This is a genomic window from Kribbella sp. CWNU-51 (assembly GCF_054073265.1).
This window is the reverse complement of record NZ_JBSXMZ010000015.1, coordinates 57,812-78,559: the sequence shown is the minus strand read 5'-3', so window position 1 is coordinate 78,559 and position 20,748 is coordinate 57,812. Positions and strand designations below refer to the sequence as shown.

The following is a 20,748-nucleotide window of genomic DNA, read 5'->3' as shown; positions in this document are numbered from 1 at the left end:
CAGGTGGGGGAGATGGGCGCTTGCCGGGATGATCTGCGCGGTGGGTCGGTCGATTGTTGTGGAGTATGAGGGCATCTTCTTTGCACGTACTCCGTACGGCCGTGGCGATGACGGGAGTCGTCGCTGCGGCGGCCGGACTCACCGCCTGTGGCAACAACAAGAGCGCGTCGTCGTCGAGCAGCGCCCCGCCCGCGAACACGAAGGTGGGCGTGCTGCTCCCCGACACGGCGACCTCGCCGCGCTGGGTCTCGGCCGATCCGACCGAACTGCGTAAGCAGTGCGCCGACAACAAGCTCACCTGTTACATCGACAACGCCAACGGCAGCCCGACGACTCAGCAGTCGCAGGCGCAGGCGCTGATCAACCAGGGCGTCGGTGTCTTGCTGGTCGTGAACCTGGATTCGGGTTCCGGCAAGGCGATCGAGGCGCTGGCCAAGCAGCACAACGTCGTCACGATCGACTACGACCGGCTGACCGCGGGCGGCACCGCGTCGTACTACGTGTCGTTCGACAACGTGAAGGTCGGTGAGGACCAGGGCACCGCGCTGACCCAGGCGCCCGAGGTGAAGGGCAAGTCTTCGGTCAACTACGTCGAGATCGACGGCGCGCCGACCGACAACAACGCCGCGTTGTTTGCCCAGGGCTACAACTCGGTGTTGTCGAAGCAGCCTGGCTGGCACAAGCTCGCCGACCAGACCGGCAACTGGGACGCCGCGACCGCGCAGACCGTGTTCACCACGATGCTCGGTCAGCACCCGACCATCAACGCGGTGATGGTTGCCAACGACACCATGGCGCAGTCGGTCATCAACGTGCTCAAGGCCCAGGGCCTCGCGGGCAAGGTCGCGGTGTCCGGGCAGGACGCCACCGCCGGTGGACTCGACAACGTCATGGCGGGCACGCAGGCCTTCACGATCTACAAGCCGGTCGCCGGTGAGGCGGACGTGGCGATCAAGCTCGCCGGCCAGATCCTGGCGGGTCAGAAGCCGACCGCACCGACGACGATCAAGGACCCGACGAGTGGCCGCGAGGTCCCGTCGTACCTGGCCGACCCGACCGTCATCACCAAGGCGAACGTCGCCCTGCCGGTAACGGACGGCTACGTGGGCGCGGCAGCGGTCTGCCCCACCCCGGCGCTGGTGGCGCTGTGCACGGCCAACGGCATCAAGATGCCATGACGTCACAGCCAACGTTGGAGTTGCGGGGCGTCGACAAGTCCTTCGGCCCGGTGCATGTGTTGTCGTCGGTGAACTTCACGGCCACGGCCGGTGAGGTGACCGCTCTGGTCGGCGACAACGGGGCGGGCAAGACGACCCTGGTCAAGTGCATCGGCGGTATCTATCGCGTCGACGCGGGGGAGTTGATCTTCGACGGCACGCCCCGCTCGGTCGGCGGTCCCCGCGACGCCGCGGCGCTCGGGGTCGAGATCGTGTACCAGGACCTGGCGCTGTGCGACAACCTCGACATCGTCGACAACATGTTCCTCGGCCGGGAGCGGATCAGCCGGTTCCGGACCCTGGACGAGAACACGATGGAGAAGCTGGCCCGCCAGGCGCTGGACTCGCTGTCGGTGCGGACGGTCCGCTCGATCCGGCAGCGCGTTGCCAGCCTGTCCGGCGGCCAGCGCCAGACGGTGGCGATCGCCAAGTCGGTGCTGTGGGAGTCGAAGGTCGTCATCCTGGACGAGCCGACGGCGGCCCTCGGCGTGGCCCAGACCGAGCAGGTGCTCGACCTGGTCCGCCGGCTGGCCGAGCAGGGCGTCGCGGTGATCTTGGTGTCGCACAACATGAACGACGTGATGCGGGTCGCGGACTCCATCGGCGTCCTGTTCCTGGGCCGGATGGCGGCCCAGGTCAGACGCGCGGACGTGACCCAGACGCAGGTGGTCGAGCTGATCACCGCGGGCCGCTCCGGTGCGATGGGACTGTCGCCCGAAGAGTCGTCGGGGGCGACGGTATGAGCGCCGCGACCGACGATCTGGTCAGGCAGGACCAGCCCGAACCGGACCAGCCGAGCGAGGGTCTTGGCGCGCTGGGCGCCTACATCCGCGACTACTTCGCGCGGGTGCGTGGCGGCGAACTCGGCTCCATCCCGGCCGTGGTCGGGCTGATCGTCATCACCGTGGTGTTCGCGCTGGTGCACCAAGGCTTCCTGAGCGCCTACAACCTCGAGGCGCTGGTGATCCAGGCGGCGCCGATCATCGTGATGGCGATGGGGCTGGTCTTCGTGCTGCTGCTCGGCGAGATCGACCTGTCCGCCGGGACGACGGGCGGGCTATGCTCGGCGATCACGGCGGTGCTGATCTTGCGGCACGGGGTCTCGTGGTGGCTGGCGCTGCTCGTCGGGCTGCTGACCGGTGTGGCGATCGGGTTCGGGATGGGCTGGTTGCGGGCGCGGGTCGGGATCCCGTCGTTCGTGATCACGCTGGCGACGTTCCTGGCCTTCCAGGGCATCACCTTGATCCTGATCGGTGGCCAGGGGTCGGTAATCCTCCCCGACACCTCACCGCTGATCAAGCTGGAGAACAGCTTCGTGCCGCTGTGGCTCGGCTGGGTCCTGCTGGCAGTGGTCGTGATCGGGTACGCCGCGATGAAGATCAGCGCGGCCAACGGACGCCGGCGGGCCGGGCTGTCCCGGCCGCCGTTCACCGTGATCGCTGCGAAGGTCGTCGTACTCGCGGTGCTCGGGGCGGCGTTCACCTACGAGATGGGCGTCAACCGCAACCTGACCACCAACGCGTTCTTCAGCAACAAGGCGCAGGGCATGCCGTGGGTCGTGGTGTTGCTGGTGATCCTGTTCACGGTCTGGCATTTCGTCCTCAGCCGCACCCGCTACGGCCGGCACGTGTACGCCGTCGGCGGCAACGAGGAGGCGTCCCGGCGCGCGGGCATCGTGGTGTCCCGGATCCGGATCTCGGTGTTCGTCATCTGCTCGGGCATGGCCGCCATCTCCGGCTTCGTCGCGGCCTCGCTGCTGCAGTCGGTCCAGTCCAACGCCGGCGCCGGCAACACCTTGTTGCTGGCCGTCGGTGCGGCGGTCATCGGCGGCACCTCGCTGTTCGGCGGGCACGGCCGGATCATCGACGCAGTGCTCGGCGGCCTGGTCGTTGCCGTCATCATCAACGGCATGAGCGACCTCATCCAGGGCGCCAACTCCGCCGGCTGGGAATGGATCGTCACCGGCGCCGTCCTCCTGCTCGCCGCCGGCTTCGACGCGGTGGTACGCCGGGGGCGGACGGCGTGAGCGATCGCCCTCATACCTCGTCGTGCGGCTCGATCGGAAGGTCGACCAGCACGGTGGTTCCCGCGCCGACCGGGCTGGTCACCGAGATCGTGCCGGCGAGCGCCTCGACACGATCCGCCAGCCCGGTCAGGCCGGACCCGCGATCGGGTGCCGCGCCGCCACAGCCGTCGTCGCGGACCGACAGCCGCAGGCGATCGTCGCTGACCCGGGCGTCGATCCACACCGCCGACGCGCCCGCGTGCTTGGCCGTGTTGGCAAGCGCTTCGGACACGACGTAGTACGCGCAGACCTCGACAGGTGCGGCCAGTCGGCCCGGCACGTCCACGGTCACCTCCGACGGGACCGGACAACGCCGGGCGAGCGACTTGAGGGCCGGGCCGAGACCACCCTCGGTCAGGATCGCAGGGTGGATCCCCCGGGACAGCTCACGGAGTTCCTCGAGCGCGAGGGTCAGTTCGTCCGCGGCGTTGCGGAGTTGGGGGCGCACCTCGGGTGGCGCCGCCGCCTCGCCCGCCCTGAGCTGCAGTGCGAGCGACACCAGCCGCTGCTGGGTGCCGTCGTGCAGGTCGCGTTCGATCCGCTGCCGGGCCCGGTCGGCGGCCGCGACAAGCCGGACCCGCGAACTAGCCAGCTCCCGCCGTCCTTGCTCGACCGCGGTGGCCATAGTGTTGAAGCTCCGCTGCAGTACGCCGATCTCGCCCACGCCATCGTCGGGAACCCGGGCGCCCAGATCGCCTGCTGCGAGTTGCCCGGCCATGGCGGCGGTTCGGCGCACGGGGCGAAGGATTCTCGAGTTCAGGTACCAGGTGAACAGCCCCACCAGCACGACCGAACCGGTCAGCCCCGCGGCGGCGGCGACGATCGCGCGATGGGCCACAGCGTCGGCCGTGCCCTCCCGAGCAGTGGCGAGTTGGTCCTCGGCCGCGATGAGCTGATCGAACTGGATCCGCATCGCGTCGGTCCGCTGCTTGCCCTCCTGAGTTGCCGCCAGCACGTCGACAGAGCTCCGGTTCCGTTGGGCGGCGGCGACCAGCGGCTCGGAGTAGTCCTTCAGATAGGAGGTCCCGGCCTCGGTGAGACGCACAGCCCGGGCGTGCTGCTCGGCATTGCCTGCGACGAGGCTCTCCAAGCCGGCCGCCTGCTGCGGGAACGCCGCCCGGGCCGCGATCCACGGCTGCAGGAACTGATCCGACCCGGTCAACAGGAACCCGCGCTGGCCGGTCTCCAGGTCGACGACCAGCCGCTCCAGCCGGTTCGCGGCCACCAGGACGTCTTCGGAGTCCTGGGCCCGGTGCTCCATCTCCTGCAGCTCCGCGACGGAGGAGAACAGGACGGCGAACGTGGCGCCGATGATCACCGCGAGCAGGCCGCTCGCGATCATCGTGCGCAGGGTCAGCCCAGGTCTTTCACGGTTCACCGACACCATCGAGGGTCCCTCGGATGGCGGCACCGGACAAGGCGGTCTTCGGCAGGAACCCGATCGCCGGGCTGGCGGCGATCAGATCGGCGTAGTCCTCCTCGGAATGCATGGAGATCAGGATGATCGGAGCGGGAGCTCCGTCGGCCTGGTCCGCCAGGCGCTTGGCCAGCTTCAGCCCGCTCTCGCCGCCGAGGTCGATGTCGACCAGCGTCACGTCGGGTCGCAGCTCGGCGGCCAGGCTCAGCGCCTGCGCTCCGGTCGACGCCGTGGCGACCACCGAGATGCCGTCGGGTTCCAATAGCGTCCGCGCGACCGCGAGGAAGCGGTCGCTGTCGTCGACGATCAGGCAGCGAAGCATGTGCCCAGACTCTCAAAGTGACCGGCCGATCGCATTCCCGCTAGCTGGTGACTTGCGCGATAGGGGCTGACAGCAAGGAACTGCTACCGGCCGTCGAGGTAGGTGAGGACCGCGAGGACGCGCCGATGGTCGTCCTCTGCTTCCGGGAGCTCGAGCTTGGTGAGGATGCTGCGGACGTGCTTCTCCACCGTCCCCTCGGTGACCCAGAGCTGCCGGCTGATCCCGGCGTTCGAGCGGCCCTCGGCGACGAGCGCCAGGACCTCCCGCTCGCGCTCGGTGAGCGCGGCGAGGGGGTCGTGCCGGTGGCGGGCGTCCACCAGTTCCTTCACCAGCCCCGGGTCGACCACCGAGCCGCCCCTGGCGACCCGCCGCACGGTTTCGATGAACTCGTCCACGTCCGTGACCCGGCTCTTGAGCAGGTAGCCGACTCCGTGCCCGCTGGCGAGGATCTGCATCGCGTGCTCCACCTCGACGTGCGCGGACAGCAGCAGGACGGCGGTGTCCGGGCGCTCCCGGCGGATCACCTGCGCCGCTTCCAGCCCCTCGGTCGAGTGGCCCGGTGGCATCCGGATGTCGATGACGACGAGATCCGGGAGATCCCGCCGGACCAGCGCGAGCAGCCCGGCGGCGTTGCCGGCCTGGCCGACGACCTCGAAGCCCGACCGCTCGAGCAAGCTCGCCAGCCCTTCGCGGAGCAGTACGTCGTCATCCGCGATCGCCACCCGCGTCTCAGCCACCTCACCGAGCGTAGCTCGCCCGGACGGCGGTGCAGCATTCTTGCAGCGTTCGGCGAGGCAGGCTGACTCCAAGCGGTGTTCGGGCCGCGGAGAGGGGAGATCATGCCTGTCGCACGGCTGAAGGAACTGGTCGACGAGGCACTGGCCAAGGGGTATGCGGTCCCGGCGATCAATGTGGTGGACGAGCTCAGCCTGCGGGCGGTCATCGACGCCGCGGTCGAGCTGCGGTCACCGCTGATCGTCCAGACCTCCGTGAAGACCGTGAAGTCGGTCGGCCGCGACGTACTCAAGGCGATGTTCGACGCGACCGTCGCCCCGGTTCCGGTGCCGGTCAGTCTCCATCTCGACCACTGTCCAGACCGCGCGGTCATCAGTTCCTGCCTCGAGGCGGGCTGGAACTCGGTCCTCTTCGACGCCTCGGCGCTCCCGGTCGAGGAGAACCAGCGCCAGACCGTCGAGGTCGTCGCCGAGGCCAAGGGGTACGGCGCGAACGTCGAGGGCGAGATCGAGGGCATCACCGGGGTCGAGGACGGCGTGGGTTCCGACGCGGAGTCGCAGCGTCAGTCCCTGGAGGTCGCCACCCGGTTCATCGAGACGACCGGGGTCGACGTCTTCGCGCCGGCGATCGGCAACGCCCACGGCATTTACCACTCCACACCTGACCTCGACAACCAGCGCATCACCGACCTGGTGACCGCGACCGGCATCCCGATGGCGCTGCACGGCGGTTCGGGACTGACCCGTGAGCAGTTCCAGGACCTGATCGGGCGGGGCTGCGCGAAGGTCAATATCTCCACCGCGCTCAAGGTCGCCTACATGAAGTCGTCGCTCGAGCACCTCGAGCAGGCGCAGGCCACGGACAAGTGGGATCCGCCGTCGTTGTTCAACCACATCCACGCGGCCGTGAAAGCCATGGCTGCCGAGTACATCGAGATCTTCGGTAGCGGCGGTCACGCATGACAGCACTCATCTTCGACTGCGACGGCGTGCTGGGTGACACCGAGCGGGACGGGCACCTGCCGGCGTTCAACGCGACCTTCGAGCAGTTCGGCCTGCCGGTGCGCTGGTCCGTCGAAGACTACGGCCGCCTGCTCCGCATCGGTGGTGGCAAGGAACGCCTCGCCACCGTGCTGGACGATCCGGAGGTCTGGCGGGCGGCCGGGTCCCCGGCAACGGCGGAGGATCGTGCCGAGGTCGTGGCGACGTGGCACAAGGCCAAGACGAAGACCTTCACCGAGTTGGTCGCCGCGGGCGTCGTCCCCCCGCGTCCCGGCGTACGACGGGTCATCACCGACGCACTGCGAGAGGGATGGGCGGTGGCGGTGGCGTCGACGTCGGCGGAGCCGTCGGTCCGGGCCGTGCTGGCCGGGGCGGTCGGCGACGAGGTCGCGGCCACGATCCCGGTGTTCGCGGGCGACGTCGTACCGCGTAAGAAGCCCGACCCGGCCGTCTACCAGCTGACCGTCGACCAGCTCGCGCTGGATCCCGCCGGGACGGTCGTCATCGAGGACTCGCGCAACGGCCTGCTCGCCGCCCTCGGCGCCGGGCTCGCGACGGTGGTGACGGTCAGCGGCTACACCCGGGACGAGGACTTCACCGAAGCTGCCCTGGTCCTGACCAGCCTGGGTGACCCGGACGGAGAGCGGCTCGAGGTACTCGCGGACCCCTGGGGAGTCCGGCCGGTCGACGCACTCGGCCTCTCCGAGCTCTCCCGGCTGGCCGGCCGGCCACCGCACGACACCCAAGGAGGTCAGACATGACGGACAGCTGGGGCGAGGTCGACCTCGTCATGACCACGATCATCACCACCTGCCTCGACAACGAGAAGTACTTCGGCGACCTGGACTCGGTGGTCGGCGACGGCGACTTCGGCTACTCATTGGCCCGTGGTTTCGAGAAGGTGCAGGCGCAGTACGGCGAACTCGACCGGACCGATATCGGCACGTTCCTGAAGAAGGTCGGGATGCTGGTGACGTCACGGATCGGTGGCACCTCGGGACCGATCTGGGGGACCGCGTTCCTGCGCGCGGGGATGACGGCCGGCGCGACCACCTCCCTGGACGGGGCGGACGTGGTGGCGATGCTGCGTGCCGCAGTGGCAGGCATCATGGCGCGCGGCGGTGCCGAGCTGGGCGACAAGACCCTGCTCGACGCACTGGTACCGACGACGGACTCCATCGAGGAGTCACTCACGGCCGGGGCCAGTAGTGACGAGATCGTCGACCGGGCCGCGGTCGTGACCCGGTCAGCCGCCGACGCGACCGCGGAGCTGGTCGCGAAGCGTGGCCGAGCCGCTTACACAGGCGAGCGGAGCCGTGGATCGGTCGACGCCGGGGCCACCGCCGTCGCCGTGATCATCGAGCAGATCGCAGAGGTCTGGAAGACAAGGGAGTCCCGATGAAGAAGTTCGTCAACGATCCGAAGAACTACGTGCCGGAGATGCTGCGCGGTATCGCGCTGGCCAACCCGGACACGCTGAAGTACGTGCCGGAGTACAACCTGATCATGCGGACCGACGCACCCCGCGACGACAAGGTCTCGATCGTGCAGGGCTCGGGGTCCGGACACGAACCCGCCCACGTGATGACGGTCGGCAAGGGCATGCTCGACGCCGCGTGTCCTGGCGACGTCTTCGCGGCGCCGCCGATGGACTACGTGTACGAGACCACCAAGCTGCTCGCGTCCGAGAAGGGCGTGCTCCTGCTGGTCAACAACTACACCGGTGACCGGATGGCCTTCGACATGTCGCAGGAGCTGAGCCAGGCCGACGGGCTGAACGTCCGCACCTTGATCATCGACGACGACGTCGCGGTCAAGGACTCGACGTACACCGTCGGCCGGCGCGGTGTGGCCGGCAACTTCTTCGTGATGAAGGCGGTCGGAGCGGCGTCCGAGGAAGGTGCGGATCTCGACGAGCTCGTCCGGATCGGGTCGAAGGTCAACTCGGTCACCCGGACGATGGGCATGGCGCTCACCGCGTGTACGCCGCCGGCGAAGGGCTCGCCGCTGTTCGAGCTCGGCGCCGACGAGATGGAGATGGGCGTCGGCATCCACGGCGAGCCGGGTCGCAGCCGCGAAAAGCTCGCGTCGGCCGACGAGATCGTCGACACGTTGCTCGAGGCGGTCCGGTCCGACCTGCCCTACGAGTCCGGCGACGACGTCGCACTGATGATCAACGGGCTGGGCGGTACGCCGATCAGCGAGCTCTACCTGCTCTACGGTCACGCGCACCAGGTGCTCACCGATCGGGGGATCAACGTACGGCGCAACTATGTCGGGGAGTACTGCACGTCGCTCGACATGGCCGGTGCCTCGGTCACCCTGGTGAAGCTCGACGACGAGATCAACCGCCTGCTCGATGCTCCGGCGGAGATCGCGATCCGGGTCTTCTGAGTGGTCAGCCTTCGGTCCCGGCGGAGCCCAGTCCGTAGTCCGCGCGAAGCCGGCGTACTTCGGACTGGGCCGCGGACCACAGCGGTGAAGTGGGCGACATCAGCGACAGTTGGCGTTCCCACGCGGCCAGGTCGTTGACACCGGCGTACGAGCGGGTCCACGCCGCGACCAGGTCTACGTCGTACGTCTGCAGGACAGCGGCCCGGATCCGGTTCTCGAGCCGGTTCCGGGAGGCGACCACACCGGGCGCGTCGGACTGCGGCAGCAAGGGGCCGACGTAGCGACGCAGGGCCGACGACAACCGGTGGGAGTCGAGGTCGTCGGCGGTCTCGAGCCAGTCGGCGGCGATGTCCGGGTGCAGGCGGTACGGACGCGACTCGACGATGTCGGCGCCGAGCAGGGCGCGCAGGCGGGTGACCTCGCCGCGGAGTGAGGAACGGTGGTCGTCCTCGCCGTACAGGGCGTCCGACAACTCCTCGGCGCTCAGGCCCTCCGGGTGTGAGGCCAGGAGTACGACGATATCGCTGTGCCGGCGGCTCAGCCGGAGATCGCGGCCGTCGACCCGCACCTCGGCGTCCGGCCGGCCGAGAGCGGCGATTCGCATCCGGCGGGTCGAGTCGCCGGCGACTTTGCGAAGGATCATCAACCGGCCCAGTTCGGCCTCGGCCATCCGGGCGGCAGCCCGCACCATCGCCAGCGACTGCGGCGAGCTGGCGTCGGCGGTGCCGGTGATGTCGACGACGCCGAGCACGCGCTGGGTCTCCGGGTCGTAGATCGGGGCCGCGGCGCACGACCACGGCTGCACGAGGGTGGTGAAGTGCTCGGCGGACCGGATCTGCACCGCGCCGGAGACCTCCAGGGACGTGCCGAGTGCGTTGGTGCCGACGTGCCGCTCGGCCCACCACGCGCCTTCGGTGAAGTGGATGCCGTCCGCCGCGCGAATCGCTTCGGGCCGTCCACACACCCACAGCAACCGGCCGTCACTGTCGCCGACAGCCATCACGTAGTCACTGTCCTCGGCGGCTCGACCGAGTACGTCGTACAGCATCGGGAAGACCGCGGACAGTGGGTGCTCGGCCCGGTACGCCGCGAGTTCGTCGGCTTCGAAGGCGAACGGCGCCGCGGCGTCGGACTGCAGCCCGGCCGCAATCGATCGCCCCCACGAGGCCGCGACCAGGCCCCGCACGTTCCGGCCCCCACCGTCGAGGAACTCCTCGTGTCGGCGGTGCAGCCACCGGTCGACGGAATCCACCCTTCCAGGGAACTGCCGAACCTGCCGAAAGTCCAGCACGGGCCGCGGTCTGTCCCCGGCGGCCGGTCGCGTGGATGATCGGGCCATGAGCAACCCGGGTGGTCTGCAGGCGATGGTGACGGGCTTCCGCGTCTCGGCGGCGCTCAGTGTTGCGGCCGAACTCGGGCTGTCCGACGAGTTGGCGGGCGGACCGCGCACGGTCGGCGACCTGGCGGTCGCGCTCGAGGTGGATGAGGACAGCCTGGGCCGGTTGCTGAGGGCATTGGTCGCGGTCGGGGTGTACGCCGAGAAGGAAGGCCTGGTCGAGAACACGCCCTTGGGTGAAGGGCTGCGATCCGATCGGCCGGACAGCCTGCGCCCGTTGGCCCGGACCCTTCAGGATCCGGCGCTGTGGGCAGCCTGGGGACATCTCGGTCACAGCATCCGGACCGGCGAGAACGCGTTCCAGGATCTGCACGGTGAGGACGTGTGGACGCATCGGCTGGGCGACCCGAAGCAGAACGCCATCTTCAACGACAACATGGCCGCGCTCAGTTGGTCGGTCGCCGGTCCGGTAGCGGAGGCGTACGACTTCTCCGGGCTGCAGAGTGTTGTCGACGTCGGCGGAGGTCAGGGCGCCTTGCTGGAGGCCGTGCTGACTCGGCACGAACACCTCACCGGAACCGTCTTCGACCTTCCGCATGTCGTCGCGAAGGAACCGAAGTCGAGCGCTCTGGAGTCCAGGTGGTCGGCGGTGGCGGGGAGTTTCTTCGCATCACTGCCTGCTGCCGACGCGTACCTGCTGAAGTCGATCCTGCACGACTGGCCGGACGACCGCTGCGTCGAGATCCTCCGCACCTGCGCCGCCGCGCTCAACCCGGACGGCGTCGTTCTGGTGGTCGAGCTGGTCCTCGACCGCCCAGGCTACGAGGTTGTTGCGGCGTTCTCCGATCTGAACATGCTCGTGCTGCCTGGCGGGCGGGAACGCACCGAGGCTGAGTACGCCGCGCTGTTCGACGCCGCCGGCCTGCACCTGACCCGGGTCGTCGACACTCCCACTCGGATGGCCATCCTCGAGGCCAGGTGATTCAGCCTGTCCGCGGTGCCCAGCGGAAGGTCGTCGTACCGATGATCGTGGCTGCGACGCCCCAGAGGGCGACGACGCCGAGGTCGGCGAACTCGAATCCGGCGCCGGTGGTCGCCGGGTCGAAGACCGTCAGGAACGCGTCGTAGAGCCGTTGTACCGGGAAGAGCTGGGCGACCTCGCGGACGCCGGACGGGATGAGCTCCTGGGGGATGAAGATCCCGGAGATGAAGTAGAGCGGGAGGGTGATCGCGTTGGTGATCGGCACGGCCGCGTCCTGGGACGGGATCGCTGTGGACACGGCGAACGCCAGGGCGGAGAAGGTGAAGGTGCCGACGACGAGCGTGACCAGCCCGGCCGCGATCGTGGTGGTCGGCACGGCGACGCCGTACACGAGGCGCCCGATCGCCACCAGGATGACGACGAGCAGGAACGCGGCGATCGCCGCCGTGATGATGCGGCCGGCCATGAAGGTCCAGGTCGGGAGCGGTGTGGTGCGGAGCCGCTTCAGCAGGCCACGTTCGCGGGAGGCGGTGAGCGACACGGTGAGGTTGGTGAAGGTCGTCTGGATCACCCCGAGGGTCACGATCCCCGGCAGGTAGTAGGTCGCGCCCTGGACCAGTTGCCCGTCGGCGAGCTCCATCCGCTGGTTGCCGAACACGGTGACGAAGATGATCAGGAACATGATCGGCAGCACGAAGGCGAAGAAGACGGTGCTCGGGCTGCGCCAGAACGTCTTCCAGTCGTAGCGGGCCTGGTGCCGCACGAGATTCGCCGTACTCACGGTTGCGCCTGGGGTGCCGTGGTGAGGTCGAGGTAGACATCCTCGAGACTGGGCCGCCGTACCTCGAAGTCGGCCAGGTCTACACCGTTCTGCACGGCCCAGGTGGTGAGCGTGTGGACCAGCGGCAGCGGCTCGTGCGAGCGAAGCTCGACCCGGCCGTCGGAGACCTCGACGGGCTCGGGCAGGGCCGGGAGTTCGACGCCGTCGGGATGCTTGAAGGTGATCCGCGTCGCGTGGCCGGCGACCAGGGAATCGGGCGGTCCCTCGGTCCTGATCCGGCCGTCCACGAGGATCGCGACGCGGTCCGCGAGCGCCTGCGCCTCGTCGAGATAGTGAGTGGTCAGCAGCACGGTCTTACCCGCGTCCCGCAGCGCCGCGATGATCTGCCAAGCCCCTCGCCGGGCCGCCGGATCGAATCCCGTCGTCGGCTCGTCGAGGAACAGCAGTTCGGGATCGCCGACCAACGCGATGCCCATGTCGAGCCTGCGCTGCTGACCGCCGGACAGCCGGCCGGCGCGAGTGTCGCGCTGCGCCTCGAGACCGACGAGCCGGATCACCTCCTCGACCGGGAGCGGCTGTGGGTAGTAGCCCGCGAACTGGGCGAGTGACTCGCGCACGGTCAGCGTCGGTTCGACCTGCCAGGTCTGCAGCATCACGCCGATGCGAGCGCGCCACCCGCCGTCCGCGTGGGCGGGGTCGGCGCCGAGCACCTGGACCTTGCCGGCCGTCGGGTTCCGGTAGCCCTCGAGAATCTCGACCGTCGTCGTCTTGCCGGCGCCGTTCGGGCCCAGGAAGGCGAAGATCTCGCCCGCCCGGACCTCCAGGTCTATGCCGCGCACCGCCTCGTGCTGCCCGTAAGACTTGCGGAGTCCCTCGGCCGTGATCACCGTCATGGACCGAGTCTGGAGTGGCTCAGCCGAAACTGAAAGTGAACGCGGAGATGCCGGGGGAGTAGGTCAGGGTCATCGTCCGGCGTTGCGCTGCCGGGGTGTCGATCAACTGGTAGGTGTTCGGCGTACCGGAGACCTTGATCGTCTTGTCCGGCTCGCCGGGGACCGAGACGGTGACAATGCCTTCGCCGGCCAGGACGTGGTAGACCTTCGCCGCCTGGAAGTTGAGCCGTGCCTGGGATCCCTGGGTGGAGGTCACGCTCTGGGTGCCGACAGCCCAGTCGCCGCCGAGGCTGTAGCTGTCGTCGGGCTGGGCGGGGTTGAGGCCGAAGGCAACCGTCTTGTTCGGCGTGAGCTCCCCGGTGCCCTTCAGGTTCGTCGACCGGGAGTAGGCCAGGTAGGTCTCCGGCGTGGTGCCGTCGGCGCCGATCGAGTCGGTGTGGACGGTGCCGTCCACCGGAGCGGGCAGCCTCACCTCGGGGTTCGCGGCGGTTAGCAGTTCGCGGATCTGGTCCTCGGTCCGGCCGTAGCCGCCCTCGCCGAAGGTGATCGACCGAACGTTGCCCTCGGCATCGACCAGGTACTTCGCCGGCCAGTACTGATTGCGGTACGCCGTCCAGGTGGCCAGGTTGTTGTCCTGGACCACGGGATAGGTGATCTGCTCCTTGGCGATCGCCGACCGCACGTTCGCCGCCGACTTCTCGAACGCGAACTCGGGCGAGTGGACGCCGACGATCTCGAGTCCCAGCGACCGGTAGGCCTTGTCCCAGGCGAGCAGATGCGGGGTGGCGCGCTGGCAGTTGATGCACGAGTAGGCCCAGAAGTCGACCAGGACGACCTTGCCCTTGAGCCCGGCGAGGGTCGCCGGCCGACCGCCGGGGGTGTTGAACCACATCTGCGTGCCACGGAACGCCGGGGCGGCGCCGCAGGAGGCGAGCTGGGCCGCGCCGGGAGTGCACTTGGCGAGTTCTTCACTGCCGGTGCCGATCGCTGGGGCCAGGGCGCCCTGGACGGTCTTGTTCTCGGCGACCTTCTTCTCCAGGCCGCTGGTGTAGCTGGGCAGCGCCCGCTGGATCACGTCGGTGATGTTGAACGCCAGCGCGACCGCCAGTGCGATCATCACCACGCCACCGGCGATCCGGAACCCGCGAGCGTGGTCGCGGTAGGCCTTCACCCGCTGCGAGATCCGCGAACCGGCGGATGCGAAGATCAGCAACGGCAGCGCCGCACCGATCGCGAACGAGACTGTCAGTACGACGGTCCGCCACCCGACGTTGCCCGTGGCACCGGCCACCGTGATGGCGGCCAGCACCGGGCCCGCGCACGGCACGTACAGCGTGCCGAGCCCCAGGCCCAGGACGAACGCACTGTTGCCGTTCCGGTTCACCTTCGGGAGGCGGTAGAACGGCTTCTCGATCCAGTGGCCCAGCGCCGGGAAGATCAGGCCGAGGCCGACCACGGTGAGGACCGTGAGCCCGGCCCAGCGCAGGAAGTCGTCCGGAAGACCGAGCGCGGACAGGATCACCGAGCCGGCCAGCGTGAACAGGCTGAAGCTGACCACGATCCCGCCGATGATCTTGAGCGGCCGCAGATCGCGCGTCGTCCTCTCGGTCTCGACCAGCACACCGCCCGCCGCGACGGGCCGTCCGGTCGTTCCCGCGAAGAAGATGATCGGCAGCATCGGCAGCACACACGGCGAGACGCCGGTGATCAGCCCACCGAGAAGTCCGATCAGAGCCAGCGTGATCATCGCGAACGACTCCATCCATCGGGTGCCAGGGACACCAGCACTTCGACGCTGCCGTACGGCGTGGATGGGTCGGTTACTGTACTAATGGTTCGTTGTGTACGACGTCTCTTGGAGGTCCCGTTGAGTGAGATCGCCGATCCGCTGGAGCTGGAGAACCAGGTCTGCTTCGCGCTCGCGGTCGCCTCGCGGAGCGTGATCGCCGTGTACCGGCCGTTGCTGGAGCCGATGGGGCTGACCCATCCGCAGTACCTGGTGATGCTGGCGCTGTGGCAGCACGCGCCGCTGTCGGTCAAGGAGCTCAGCCGGCTGCTCCAGCTCGAGCCGGCCACCTTGTCGCCGCTGCTCAAGCGCCTCGAGGCCAGCGGGTACGTCGAACGTCCACGGGCGCGAACCGACGAGCGCTCGCTGGCGGTCACGCTCACACCGGCGGGCTGGCGGCTGCGCAACGAGGCCGAGAAGATCCCTGCGGCGATCGTGGGCCGGCTTGGGATGGAGGTGTCCGAGCTGCAGCACCTGCATCAGGTGCTGACCCGCGTGATCGGCGCCGCGAATGAGGCCAACGTCTCACACCGTGCGAATAGTTAGGGCACTAATCGTTCGTGTACGATGGAGAACGTGAGCGCAGGAATCCGGTCTAGGCGCCAGAGAAAGCCTATGAACATCGAGACCGTCCAGCGATGGGTCGCGTCCGTCATCCTCATCCACGTGGGCAGCGTGCCCGCCGTCACGCTCGCCGTCTACAGCATCGGCGTCGCCGGCACCGACTACGGCAAGGGCGTCGGGTTGTGGATCATGTCCGGCGTCATCGGCCTCCTCACGGTCGCGGGCGTGCTGGCCATCTTCCGCCGTTCCGTGCTGTCGCTGTGGCTCGTCGCCGGCATCCTCCCCACCGCGATCACCGGCTTCTACGTCCTCTGACGGCCGCGGCCGGCGGTGGCGCTAGGCTGGCGGTCGACGGAGCCGGGCCACGGGTGGCAGGGGGGTGCATGGCGCAGGAAGTTCAGGCGCAGGAGGTCCTCGGGGCGCCGCCGAAGGGCGCGATCTTTCTGGTCCTCACCGTGCGTCCGGGCGCCGAGAAGGCCGTCCGCGCGGTCCTCGCCGACGTGGCCGCGCTGACTCGCTCCGTGGGCTTCAAGGCGCCGGACGACGAGCTGAGTTGCGTGGTCGGCATCGGCGCCTCCGTGTGGGGCCGCCTCTACCGGCTGCCGCGGCCGGCCGGTCTGCATCCGTTCCGGGCGGTGACCGGCGCGCGGCACACCGCGCCCGCGACGCCCGGTGATCTGCTGTTCCACCTGCGTGCCCAGCGCATCGATCTGTGTTTCGAGCTGGCCCGCCGGCTGCTGTCCCGGCTCGCCGGCGACGTCGAGGTCGTCGACGAAGTCCACGGATTCCGGTACCTGGGCCAGCGCGATGTGCTCGGCTTCGTCGACGGCACCGAGAACCCGGAGGGCCCGGCCGCGGTCGCCGCGATCACGATCGGTGGCGAGGACCCGACGTACGCCGGAGGGAGTTATGTGGTCGTGCAGAAGTACCTGCACGACCTCGACGCCTGGCAGGCGCTACCCGTCGCCGACCAGGAGCGCGTGATCGGCCGGCGCAAGCTCAGCGACATCGAGCTGGACGACGCGGAGCAGCCGTCCGACTCGCACGTCGCGCTGACCACGATCGTCGACACCGACGGCACCGAGCGGCAGATCGTGCGCGAGAACATGGTCTTCGGCGAGCTGGGCGCGGGGGAGTTCGGCACCTACTTCATCGGGTACGCCGCCATGCCGGACGTGATCGAGCGGATGCTGCGCAACATGTTCGTCGGCGACCCGCCCGGAAACCATGACCGCATCCTCGACTTCTCGACCGCGATCACCGGCACCCTGTTCTTCGTGCCGGCCGCGGACTTCCTCGAGAACCCGCCCGTGTCAGCAGCACCGGCCGCGGCACCCGCCGCGGCCACGACTCGTCCCGGCCGTCCGTCGACTGCGGACGGCTCGCTGGGGATCGGCAGCCTGAAAAGGAGTCGCACATGACGAACAACCTGCACCGCGAGCTCGCCCCGGTCTCCGACGCCGCGTGGGTCGAGATCGAGCAGGAGGCCCGGCGTACCTTCACCCGTGACGTGGCGGGCCGCCGCGTGGTCGACCTGGTCGGCCCGTCCGGCCCGGAACTGTCCGCGGTCGGCACGGGGCACGTCGAGCCCGTCGAGTTCGCGGCCGAAGGCGTGATCGCGCGACGCCGCCAGGCCCAGCCGGTGATCGAGCTGCGGGTGCCGTTCTCCGTCACCCGGCAGGCCGTCGACGACGTCGAGCGCGGCGCGAAGGACTCCGACTGGCAGCCGGTCAAGGACGCGGCCAAGCAGATCGCGTTCGCCGAGGACAGCCTGGTCTTCCACGGCTCCGGCCCGGCCGGGATCCTCGGACTCGCGCCGAGCAGCTCGAACGACTCCCTGCCGCTGCCCGGCGACGCCCGGAACCTTCCCGACACCATCGCCCAGGGGCTGCGGGCGCTCCGGCTCGCCGGCGTCGACGGACCGTACAGCCTGCTGCTCTCCGCCGACCTGTACACCGCCGTCGCGGAGACCACCGACCACGGTTACCCGATCCGCGACCACCTCGCCCGGCTGCTGCACGACGGCGAGATCATCTGGGCGCCCGCTCTGGACGGCGCGCTGCTGGTGTCGACGCGGGGTGGCGACTACGAGCTGCACCTCGGCCAGGACCTGTCGATCGGCTACCTGTCGCACGACGCCGAGCGGGTCGAGCTCTACCTGCAGGAGTCGCTGACGTTCCTGGCCCTGACGGCGGAGTCCAGCGTCGTACTGACGTCCTGAGGATCGGCCGGCTCAGGCGAGGAAGTCGATGCGGTGTTCGTGGCCGGCGAAGGTGAACCTGTCGCCGAGTCGCAGGCCTTCGAGCGCGGCGTAGATCGGTGAGTCGGCGGACAGGCCTTCGTAGGTGACGCCGTCGCAGTCGAAGGCTGCGGCCACGACGCCGACGACGTAGCGGGCGCCGTCGAAGCCGACGAGCGCCCCGGGTGCGACCGCGTCCTTGACGCCGAAGTCGAGGTTCTCGATGCGGGTCAGGGTTGCTTTCTGCCGGTCGTGGACGTCGTCGAGCAGGCCGCCCAGGTCACCTGCCTCGTCGGACTGGGACAGCGCGTCGACCGAGTCCGTGACGTCCTGGTCCAGCTGGGCCGCGGAGTCGTGTTCCGCGACGTCCGCGCGAGACGTCCGCAGCTCGGCTTCGGCCTGGGCGATCAGCGCGTCCTTGACCTGCTGTTTGGCAACCTTGTCCATCGCCAGCTCACTCCTTCGAAACCTACGGTCGAGTGGGCGGGTCGGAGTCGTCGTACATGCGGGCGGCGGACAGTCTGCCGCCGGGGCCCCGCGTGAAGACCGCAACACCGGCTTGGGGGGACAGTTTGGTGGCGCCCCACTGAACGATGTTGTACTCCAGTACGCAGGTGTCTCCGCCTTCGATCAGCGCACAGCGCTCCAAGGGGATGCCGCCGCTGTTGGAGCACCACTGCTCGTAGAAGGCTCGCAGTTGCTCGTGGCCTCGGTGGACGAACGATCCGCCGGCGGGCTCGCGGGCGTAGCCGTCAGGTTCGAAGGCACTGACGATCGCGTCTACATCGCCGGCCGCGAGTGCGCTGAGATAGGCAGTCACGTAGTCGGGCGGACGCAGCGCGGGGTCGGGCTGCAGCAGCGGTGGGCGGTTGATGTGACTTCCGGTCAGCTGCCAGCCGCTGTAGTAGATCCGGAGTTCCTGGATCCGCCCACGCCTACGGCGATCCGCGACGATCGCGACGGGCAGATCGACCGGACCGCTCTCGCCGTGCAGGTGCAGGATCACCTCCTCGAAGCCGCGGGCCGGGAGGATGACGTGGTCGACGTTCTCGACGGAGACGTTGTGCTCCGCCAGCCAGCCCTTCATCTCGATGACGAAGGCCTCGAACTCCGCAATGCCCCTGATCCTGCCCCGGACCGGGTCGTGCACGACCGGCTCGTCCGCGAACGAGTCGATCAGCGCATCGAGCTCGCCGGCCGTCAACCCGTAGAAGAACGGCACAGCCAGCAGCTCGGCCCTGCGCCGCTTCTCCAGCAGGCGCTCCAGGGCCGGCGCACTGAACAACTCTGGCGCCCACGGCATCCCGCAAGTCTAGTCACCTTCCCCCGCTTGGGAAGGTGACACCGAGGGTGACCGGTCGCCGCGTTGTCGGCGAGGTCACAGGCGTTGACTGACTGATCAGTCAGTTACCTTGTTACGATCAGGTAGGGGGATCGATCGGGCATCCCTTTCGATGGAGCGAGGTGCCGGGGATGGCGCTCACGGATACGACCGCTTCCCGCCGGAGGGGACGCCGGCGGGACGATTCGAGGCTTGCCGAGCATGTCGATCGGCTGGGGGCGGAACATCCGCCGATCCCGCTCGACAGCGTCGACTACACCATGCACAAGCCCGGCCTGCTGGCCGAGCGGTTCGGCACGGTGCTGAACTTCATGTCGCGGGTCGAGCTCGAGGTCGAGCGGAACGTGATCGAGCTCAACCTGCTGATGCCGGATCCGCCGGAGGTCGATCGGCACTTCTATGCCGACGTGTGGCTCCCGCAGGAGACGCATCATGGCCTGATCCTCGATCGTCTGCAGGTGCTGGCCGGTCTCCCACCCACGGAGCCCAACCTGACCGAAGTGTCGTTCAAGCTCAAGCTGCTTGGTGCTCTCGGCCGGGTGCACGGCGTACAGGATGTGAGCCGGATGCTCTACTACCTGACCGGACTGACCACCGAACGGTCGGCTGTGCTTGCCTACAACAAGCTTCACGCCGGCCTGGTCGAGCTCGGCGAACGGGCCGTCGCCGCCACTGTGGTCGCGCCGATCCGTCGGCAGGAACCGGGGCACTTCGCGTACTACCAGATGGCAGCCCGCGAGCTCTGGTCGCAGCTGTCGTCATGGCAGCGGTGGCTGGTTCGCACGTTGCGGCGGCAGTCGTTCGAGCCGGTCGGCGTGTACAACAAGCGGCAACGCGCCCAGTTCGGTCAGCTGATGCGCGCGCTGGGCATCAGCACCGGTGGCGATGCGGATCTGCGGCACTACGCCCGCCAGGTCGGACGGGTCGAGCACGAACTGCTGTGGGCGAACCGGCAGGGTCTGCGCGTGCCGGACTACGTCTTCAAGGAACTTCGGCGCGCCGCCAGGGCAGCCGCGAACCTGAAGGGGGGACACCGGCCTACCGCCGGACGGAGTGAACCGTGACCGCGCAGGCCGCGGCGCGGAGTACCAAGCGTCAGGCCATCATCGAGACCGCCGAGCGCCTGTTCGCCGAGCACGGGTACGACGCCACGTCGACGGCGCGGATCGCTCACGAGGCCGGCGTACCGTCCGGCCTGGTGTTCTACCACTTCGCGACGAAACTGGATCTGTTGCTCGCCATCGTGCACGAACGGCCGACGCCCAGTGAGGTACTACGATCCGCGACGCGCGGCCACTCGGTGCGCGGGCGGCTGCGTGCCGTCGTCGCCATGATGGCGGAGGAGCTGGAACACAACCGCGCGGCCCGGATCATCGTCTTCCGCGAGGCTCAGGCCCGTCCCGAGATCGCCGAGCGGGCCGCGGAACTGTTCGCCGAAGCGACCGCCACGGTTGCCGACGTACTCAGCGGCGCCGACGACATCGTCACCGACCCGGCCCGGGTGCGGACCGCTGCAGAGCTCGTCGTCAGCCGGGTGTTCCTCGACATCGTCGCGCTCGGCGAGGCCGACTCGGCGGTGAAGCGGCACGCGGCGATGATCGACCTGATCGCCGAGTCACTCACCACGCCGCGGCTGGTGCGCGGCCCGGCCTGAGCTGACCGAGCCGCGCACCG

23 protein-coding genes are annotated in these 20,748 nt (G+C 69.0%); 14 read left to right on the top strand and 9 right to left on the bottom strand.

All coding sequences use genetic code 11. From position 1 onward, the window contains the following. Positions 1-107: 107 nt before the first annotated feature. Genes ACXC9Q_RS19690 through ACXC9Q_RS19680 form a run of 3 tightly spaced genes read left to right on the top strand, consistent with a single transcriptional unit; the run spans position 108 to position 3,243 of the window. Complete coding sequence (locus ACXC9Q_RS19690) at positions 108-1,178, top strand: sugar ABC transporter substrate-binding protein (RefSeq protein ID WP_457058046.1); 1,071 nt, start codon at positions 108-110, stop codon at positions 1,176-1,178. Then, positions 1,175-1,960: an ATP-binding cassette domain-containing protein gene (locus ACXC9Q_RS19685; protein WP_457058045.1), complete on the top strand. Its 786-nt coding sequence runs from the start codon at positions 1,175-1,177 to the stop codon at positions 1,958-1,960. The genes ACXC9Q_RS19690 and ACXC9Q_RS19685 overlap by 4 nt, the downstream gene beginning before the upstream one ends. Next, the gene (locus ACXC9Q_RS19680; protein ID WP_457058044.1) at positions 1,957-3,243 is read left to right on the top strand and encodes a sugar ABC transporter permease; all 1,287 of its coding nucleotides are present in this window, start codon (positions 1,957-1,959) and stop codon (positions 3,241-3,243) included. Before ACXC9Q_RS19685 ends, ACXC9Q_RS19680 begins: the two co-directional genes overlap by 4 nt. Positions 3,244-3,253: 10 nt before the next feature. Here the strand turns inward: ACXC9Q_RS19680 and ACXC9Q_RS19675 are convergent, their stop codons facing one another. The 3 genes from ACXC9Q_RS19675 to ACXC9Q_RS19665 all read right to left on the bottom strand — a co-directional run bounded on the left by ACXC9Q_RS19675 (position 3,254) and on the right by ACXC9Q_RS19665 (position 5,758). Beyond that, complete coding sequence (locus ACXC9Q_RS19675; RefSeq protein ID WP_457058043.1) at positions 3,254-4,624, bottom strand: CHASE3 domain-containing protein; 1,371 nt, start codon at positions 4,622-4,624, stop codon at positions 3,254-3,256. Between the two features lie 25 nt (positions 4,625-4,649). Beyond that, the gene (locus ACXC9Q_RS19670; RefSeq protein ID WP_457058042.1) at positions 4,650-5,021 is read right to left on the bottom strand and encodes a response regulator transcription factor; all 372 of its coding nucleotides are present in this window, start codon (positions 5,019-5,021) and stop codon (positions 4,650-4,652) included. Positions 5,022-5,104: 83 nt separating this feature from the next. Then, a complete protein-coding gene (locus ACXC9Q_RS19665) occupies positions 5,105-5,758 on the bottom strand; it encodes a response regulator transcription factor (RefSeq protein WP_457058041.1) in 654 nt (217 codons plus the stop codon). Positions 5,759-5,860: 102 nt separating this feature from the next. On the opposite strand from ACXC9Q_RS19665, the gene ACXC9Q_RS19660 reads away from it, so the two are divergent. From ACXC9Q_RS19660 to dhaK, 4 genes are read left to right on the top strand one after another with little or no spacing between them, the layout of a single operon-like run. After that, complete coding sequence (locus tag ACXC9Q_RS19660; RefSeq protein ID WP_457058040.1) at positions 5,861-6,718, top strand: class II fructose-bisphosphate aldolase; 858 nt, start codon at positions 5,861-5,863, stop codon at positions 6,716-6,718. After that, on the top strand, positions 6,715-7,518 hold the full coding sequence (locus ACXC9Q_RS19655; RefSeq protein WP_457058039.1) for an HAD-IA family hydrolase: 804 nt from the start codon (positions 6,715-6,717) through the stop codon (positions 7,516-7,518). The genes ACXC9Q_RS19660 and ACXC9Q_RS19655 overlap by 4 nt, the downstream gene beginning before the upstream one ends. After that, positions 7,515-8,159: a dihydroxyacetone kinase subunit DhaL gene (dhaL, locus tag ACXC9Q_RS19650; RefSeq protein ID WP_457058038.1), complete on the top strand. Its 645-nt coding sequence runs from the start codon at positions 7,515-7,517 to the stop codon at positions 8,157-8,159. The genes ACXC9Q_RS19655 and dhaL overlap by 4 nt, the downstream gene beginning before the upstream one ends. Continuing rightward, positions 8,156-9,151, top strand: coding sequence for a dihydroxyacetone kinase subunit DhaK (gene dhaK, locus ACXC9Q_RS19645; RefSeq protein ID WP_457058037.1), 996 nt, complete (start codon positions 8,156-8,158; stop codon positions 9,149-9,151). Before dhaL ends, dhaK begins: the two co-directional genes overlap by 4 nt. A gap of 4 nt (positions 9,152-9,155) precedes the next feature. Here the strand turns inward: dhaK and ACXC9Q_RS19640 are convergent, their stop codons facing one another. Next, positions 9,156-10,403 carry a GAF domain-containing protein gene (locus tag ACXC9Q_RS19640; RefSeq protein ID WP_457058036.1) on the bottom strand — a complete coding sequence of 416 codons (1,248 nt, stop codon included), beginning with the start codon at positions 10,401-10,403 and terminating at the stop codon, positions 9,156-9,158. 85 nt (positions 10,404-10,488) lie between these two features. Between ACXC9Q_RS19640 and ACXC9Q_RS19635 the strand changes: the two genes are divergently transcribed. Continuing rightward, positions 10,489-11,469 (top strand): methyltransferase, encoded by a 981-nt coding sequence (locus tag ACXC9Q_RS19635; RefSeq protein ID WP_457058035.1) that lies wholly within the window; start codon positions 10,489-10,491, stop codon positions 11,467-11,469. A gap of 1 nt (position 11,470) precedes the next feature. Here ACXC9Q_RS19635 and ACXC9Q_RS19630 read toward each other — a convergent pair whose 3' ends face one another. Genes ACXC9Q_RS19630 through ACXC9Q_RS19620 form a run of 3 tightly spaced genes read right to left on the bottom strand, consistent with a single transcriptional unit; the run spans position 11,471 to position 14,890 of the window. Beyond that, on the bottom strand, positions 11,471-12,250 hold the full coding sequence (locus ACXC9Q_RS19630) for an ABC transporter permease (protein WP_457058034.1): 780 nt from the start codon (positions 12,248-12,250) through the stop codon (positions 11,471-11,473). Further along, positions 12,247-13,143, bottom strand: a complete 897-nt coding sequence (locus tag ACXC9Q_RS19625) for an ATP-binding cassette domain-containing protein (protein ID WP_457058033.1) — start codon at positions 13,141-13,143, stop codon at positions 12,247-12,249. Before ACXC9Q_RS19625 ends, ACXC9Q_RS19630 begins: the two co-directional genes overlap by 4 nt. 19 nt (positions 13,144-13,162) lie before the next feature. Continuing rightward, positions 13,163-14,890: a cytochrome c biogenesis protein CcdA gene (locus ACXC9Q_RS19620; protein ID WP_457058032.1), complete on the bottom strand. Its 1,728-nt coding sequence runs from the start codon at positions 14,888-14,890 to the stop codon at positions 13,163-13,165. A gap of 120 nt (positions 14,891-15,010) precedes the next feature. Between ACXC9Q_RS19620 and ACXC9Q_RS19615 the strand changes: the two genes are divergently transcribed. From ACXC9Q_RS19615 to ACXC9Q_RS19600, 4 genes are all read left to right on the top strand, one after another. Beyond that, on the top strand, positions 15,011-15,475 hold the full coding sequence (locus ACXC9Q_RS19615) for a MarR family winged helix-turn-helix transcriptional regulator (RefSeq protein ID WP_457058031.1): 465 nt from the start codon (positions 15,011-15,013) through the stop codon (positions 15,473-15,475). A 69-nt stretch (positions 15,476-15,544) separates the two neighbouring features. Beyond that, the gene (locus tag ACXC9Q_RS19610) at positions 15,545-15,808 is read left to right on the top strand and encodes a hypothetical protein (protein ID WP_457058030.1); all 264 of its coding nucleotides are present in this window, start codon (positions 15,545-15,547) and stop codon (positions 15,806-15,808) included. Positions 15,809-15,876: 68 nt separating this feature from the next. Next, the gene (locus tag ACXC9Q_RS19605; protein ID WP_457058029.1) at positions 15,877-16,914 is read left to right on the top strand and encodes a Dyp-type peroxidase; all 1,038 of its coding nucleotides are present in this window, start codon (positions 15,877-15,879) and stop codon (positions 16,912-16,914) included. Further along, a complete protein-coding gene (locus ACXC9Q_RS19600; protein ID WP_457058028.1) occupies positions 16,911-17,714 on the top strand; it encodes a family 1 encapsulin nanocompartment shell protein in 804 nt (267 codons plus the stop codon). Before ACXC9Q_RS19605 ends, ACXC9Q_RS19600 begins: the two co-directional genes overlap by 4 nt. Before the next feature lie 12 nt (positions 17,715-17,726). Here ACXC9Q_RS19600 and ACXC9Q_RS19595 read toward each other — a convergent pair whose 3' ends face one another. After that, complete coding sequence (locus tag ACXC9Q_RS19595) at positions 17,727-18,179, bottom strand: hypothetical protein (RefSeq protein WP_457058027.1); 453 nt, start codon at positions 18,177-18,179, stop codon at positions 17,727-17,729. A gap of 22 nt (positions 18,180-18,201) precedes the next feature. Beyond that, positions 18,202-19,035, bottom strand: a complete 834-nt coding sequence (locus ACXC9Q_RS19590) for a nuclear transport factor 2 family protein (RefSeq protein ID WP_457058026.1) — start codon at positions 19,033-19,035, stop codon at positions 18,202-18,204. A 170-nt stretch (positions 19,036-19,205) separates the two neighbouring features. Here ACXC9Q_RS19590 and ACXC9Q_RS19585 point away from each other — a divergent pair, with 170 nt between their 5' ends. Both ACXC9Q_RS19585 and ACXC9Q_RS19580 read left to right on the top strand, forming a co-directional pair. Next, complete coding sequence (locus ACXC9Q_RS19585; protein ID WP_457058025.1) at positions 19,206-20,138, top strand: GTP-binding protein LepA; 933 nt, start codon at positions 19,206-19,208, stop codon at positions 20,136-20,138. Further along, positions 20,135-20,728 (top strand): TetR/AcrR family transcriptional regulator, encoded by a 594-nt coding sequence (locus tag ACXC9Q_RS19580; RefSeq protein ID WP_457058024.1) that lies wholly within the window; start codon positions 20,135-20,137, stop codon positions 20,726-20,728. Before ACXC9Q_RS19585 ends, ACXC9Q_RS19580 begins: the two co-directional genes overlap by 4 nt. Positions 20,729-20,748 lie beyond the last annotated feature (20 nt).

Coding starts and splice junctions, on each gene's coding strand:
- ACXC9Q_RS19660 (WP_457058040.1), top strand. CDS start 5,861: ATGCCTGTCGCACGGCTGAAGGAACTGGTCGACGAGGCACTGGCCAAG.
- ACXC9Q_RS19655 (WP_457058039.1), top strand. CDS start 6,715: ATGACAGCACTCATCTTCGACTGCGACGGCGTGCTGGGTGACACCGAG.
- ACXC9Q_RS19625 (WP_457058033.1), bottom strand. CDS start 13,143: ATGACGGTGATCACGGCCGAGGGACTCCGCAAGTCTTACGGGCAGCAC.
- ACXC9Q_RS19635 (WP_457058035.1), top strand. CDS start 10,489: ATGAGCAACCCGGGTGGTCTGCAGGCGATGGTGACGGGCTTCCGCGTC.
- ACXC9Q_RS19595 (WP_457058027.1), bottom strand. CDS start 18,179: ATGGACAAGGTTGCCAAACAGCAGGTCAAGGACGCGCTGATCGCCCAG.
- ACXC9Q_RS19585 (WP_457058025.1), top strand. CDS start 19,206: ATGGCGCTCACGGATACGACCGCTTCCCGCCGGAGGGGACGCCGGCGG.
- ACXC9Q_RS19590 (WP_457058026.1), bottom strand. CDS start 19,035: ATGCCGTGGGCGCCAGAGTTGTTCAGTGCGCCGGCCCTGGAGCGCCTG.
- dhaK (WP_457058037.1), top strand. CDS start 8,156: ATGAAGAAGTTCGTCAACGATCCGAAGAACTACGTGCCGGAGATGCTG.
- dhaL (WP_457058038.1), top strand. CDS start 7,515: ATGACGGACAGCTGGGGCGAGGTCGACCTCGTCATGACCACGATCATC.
- ACXC9Q_RS19675 (WP_457058043.1), bottom strand. CDS start 4,624: ATGATCGCGAGCGGCCTGCTCGCGGTGATCATCGGCGCCACGTTCGCC.
- ACXC9Q_RS19605 (WP_457058029.1), top strand. CDS start 15,877: ATGGCGCAGGAAGTTCAGGCGCAGGAGGTCCTCGGGGCGCCGCCGAAG.
- ACXC9Q_RS19600 (WP_457058028.1), top strand. CDS start 16,911: ATGACGAACAACCTGCACCGCGAGCTCGCCCCGGTCTCCGACGCCGCG.
- ACXC9Q_RS19670 (WP_457058042.1), bottom strand. CDS start 5,021: ATGCTTCGCTGCCTGATCGTCGACGACAGCGACCGCTTCCTCGCGGTC.
- ACXC9Q_RS19690 (WP_457058046.1), top strand. CDS start 108: ATGACGGGAGTCGTCGCTGCGGCGGCCGGACTCACCGCCTGTGGCAAC.
- ACXC9Q_RS19620 (WP_457058032.1), bottom strand. CDS start 14,890: ATGATCACGCTGGCTCTGATCGGACTTCTCGGTGGGCTGATCACCGGC.
- ACXC9Q_RS19610 (WP_457058030.1), top strand. CDS start 15,545: ATGAACATCGAGACCGTCCAGCGATGGGTCGCGTCCGTCATCCTCATC.
- ACXC9Q_RS19685 (WP_457058045.1), top strand. CDS start 1,175: ATGACGTCACAGCCAACGTTGGAGTTGCGGGGCGTCGACAAGTCCTTC.
- ACXC9Q_RS19680 (WP_457058044.1), top strand. CDS start 1,957: ATGAGCGCCGCGACCGACGATCTGGTCAGGCAGGACCAGCCCGAACCG.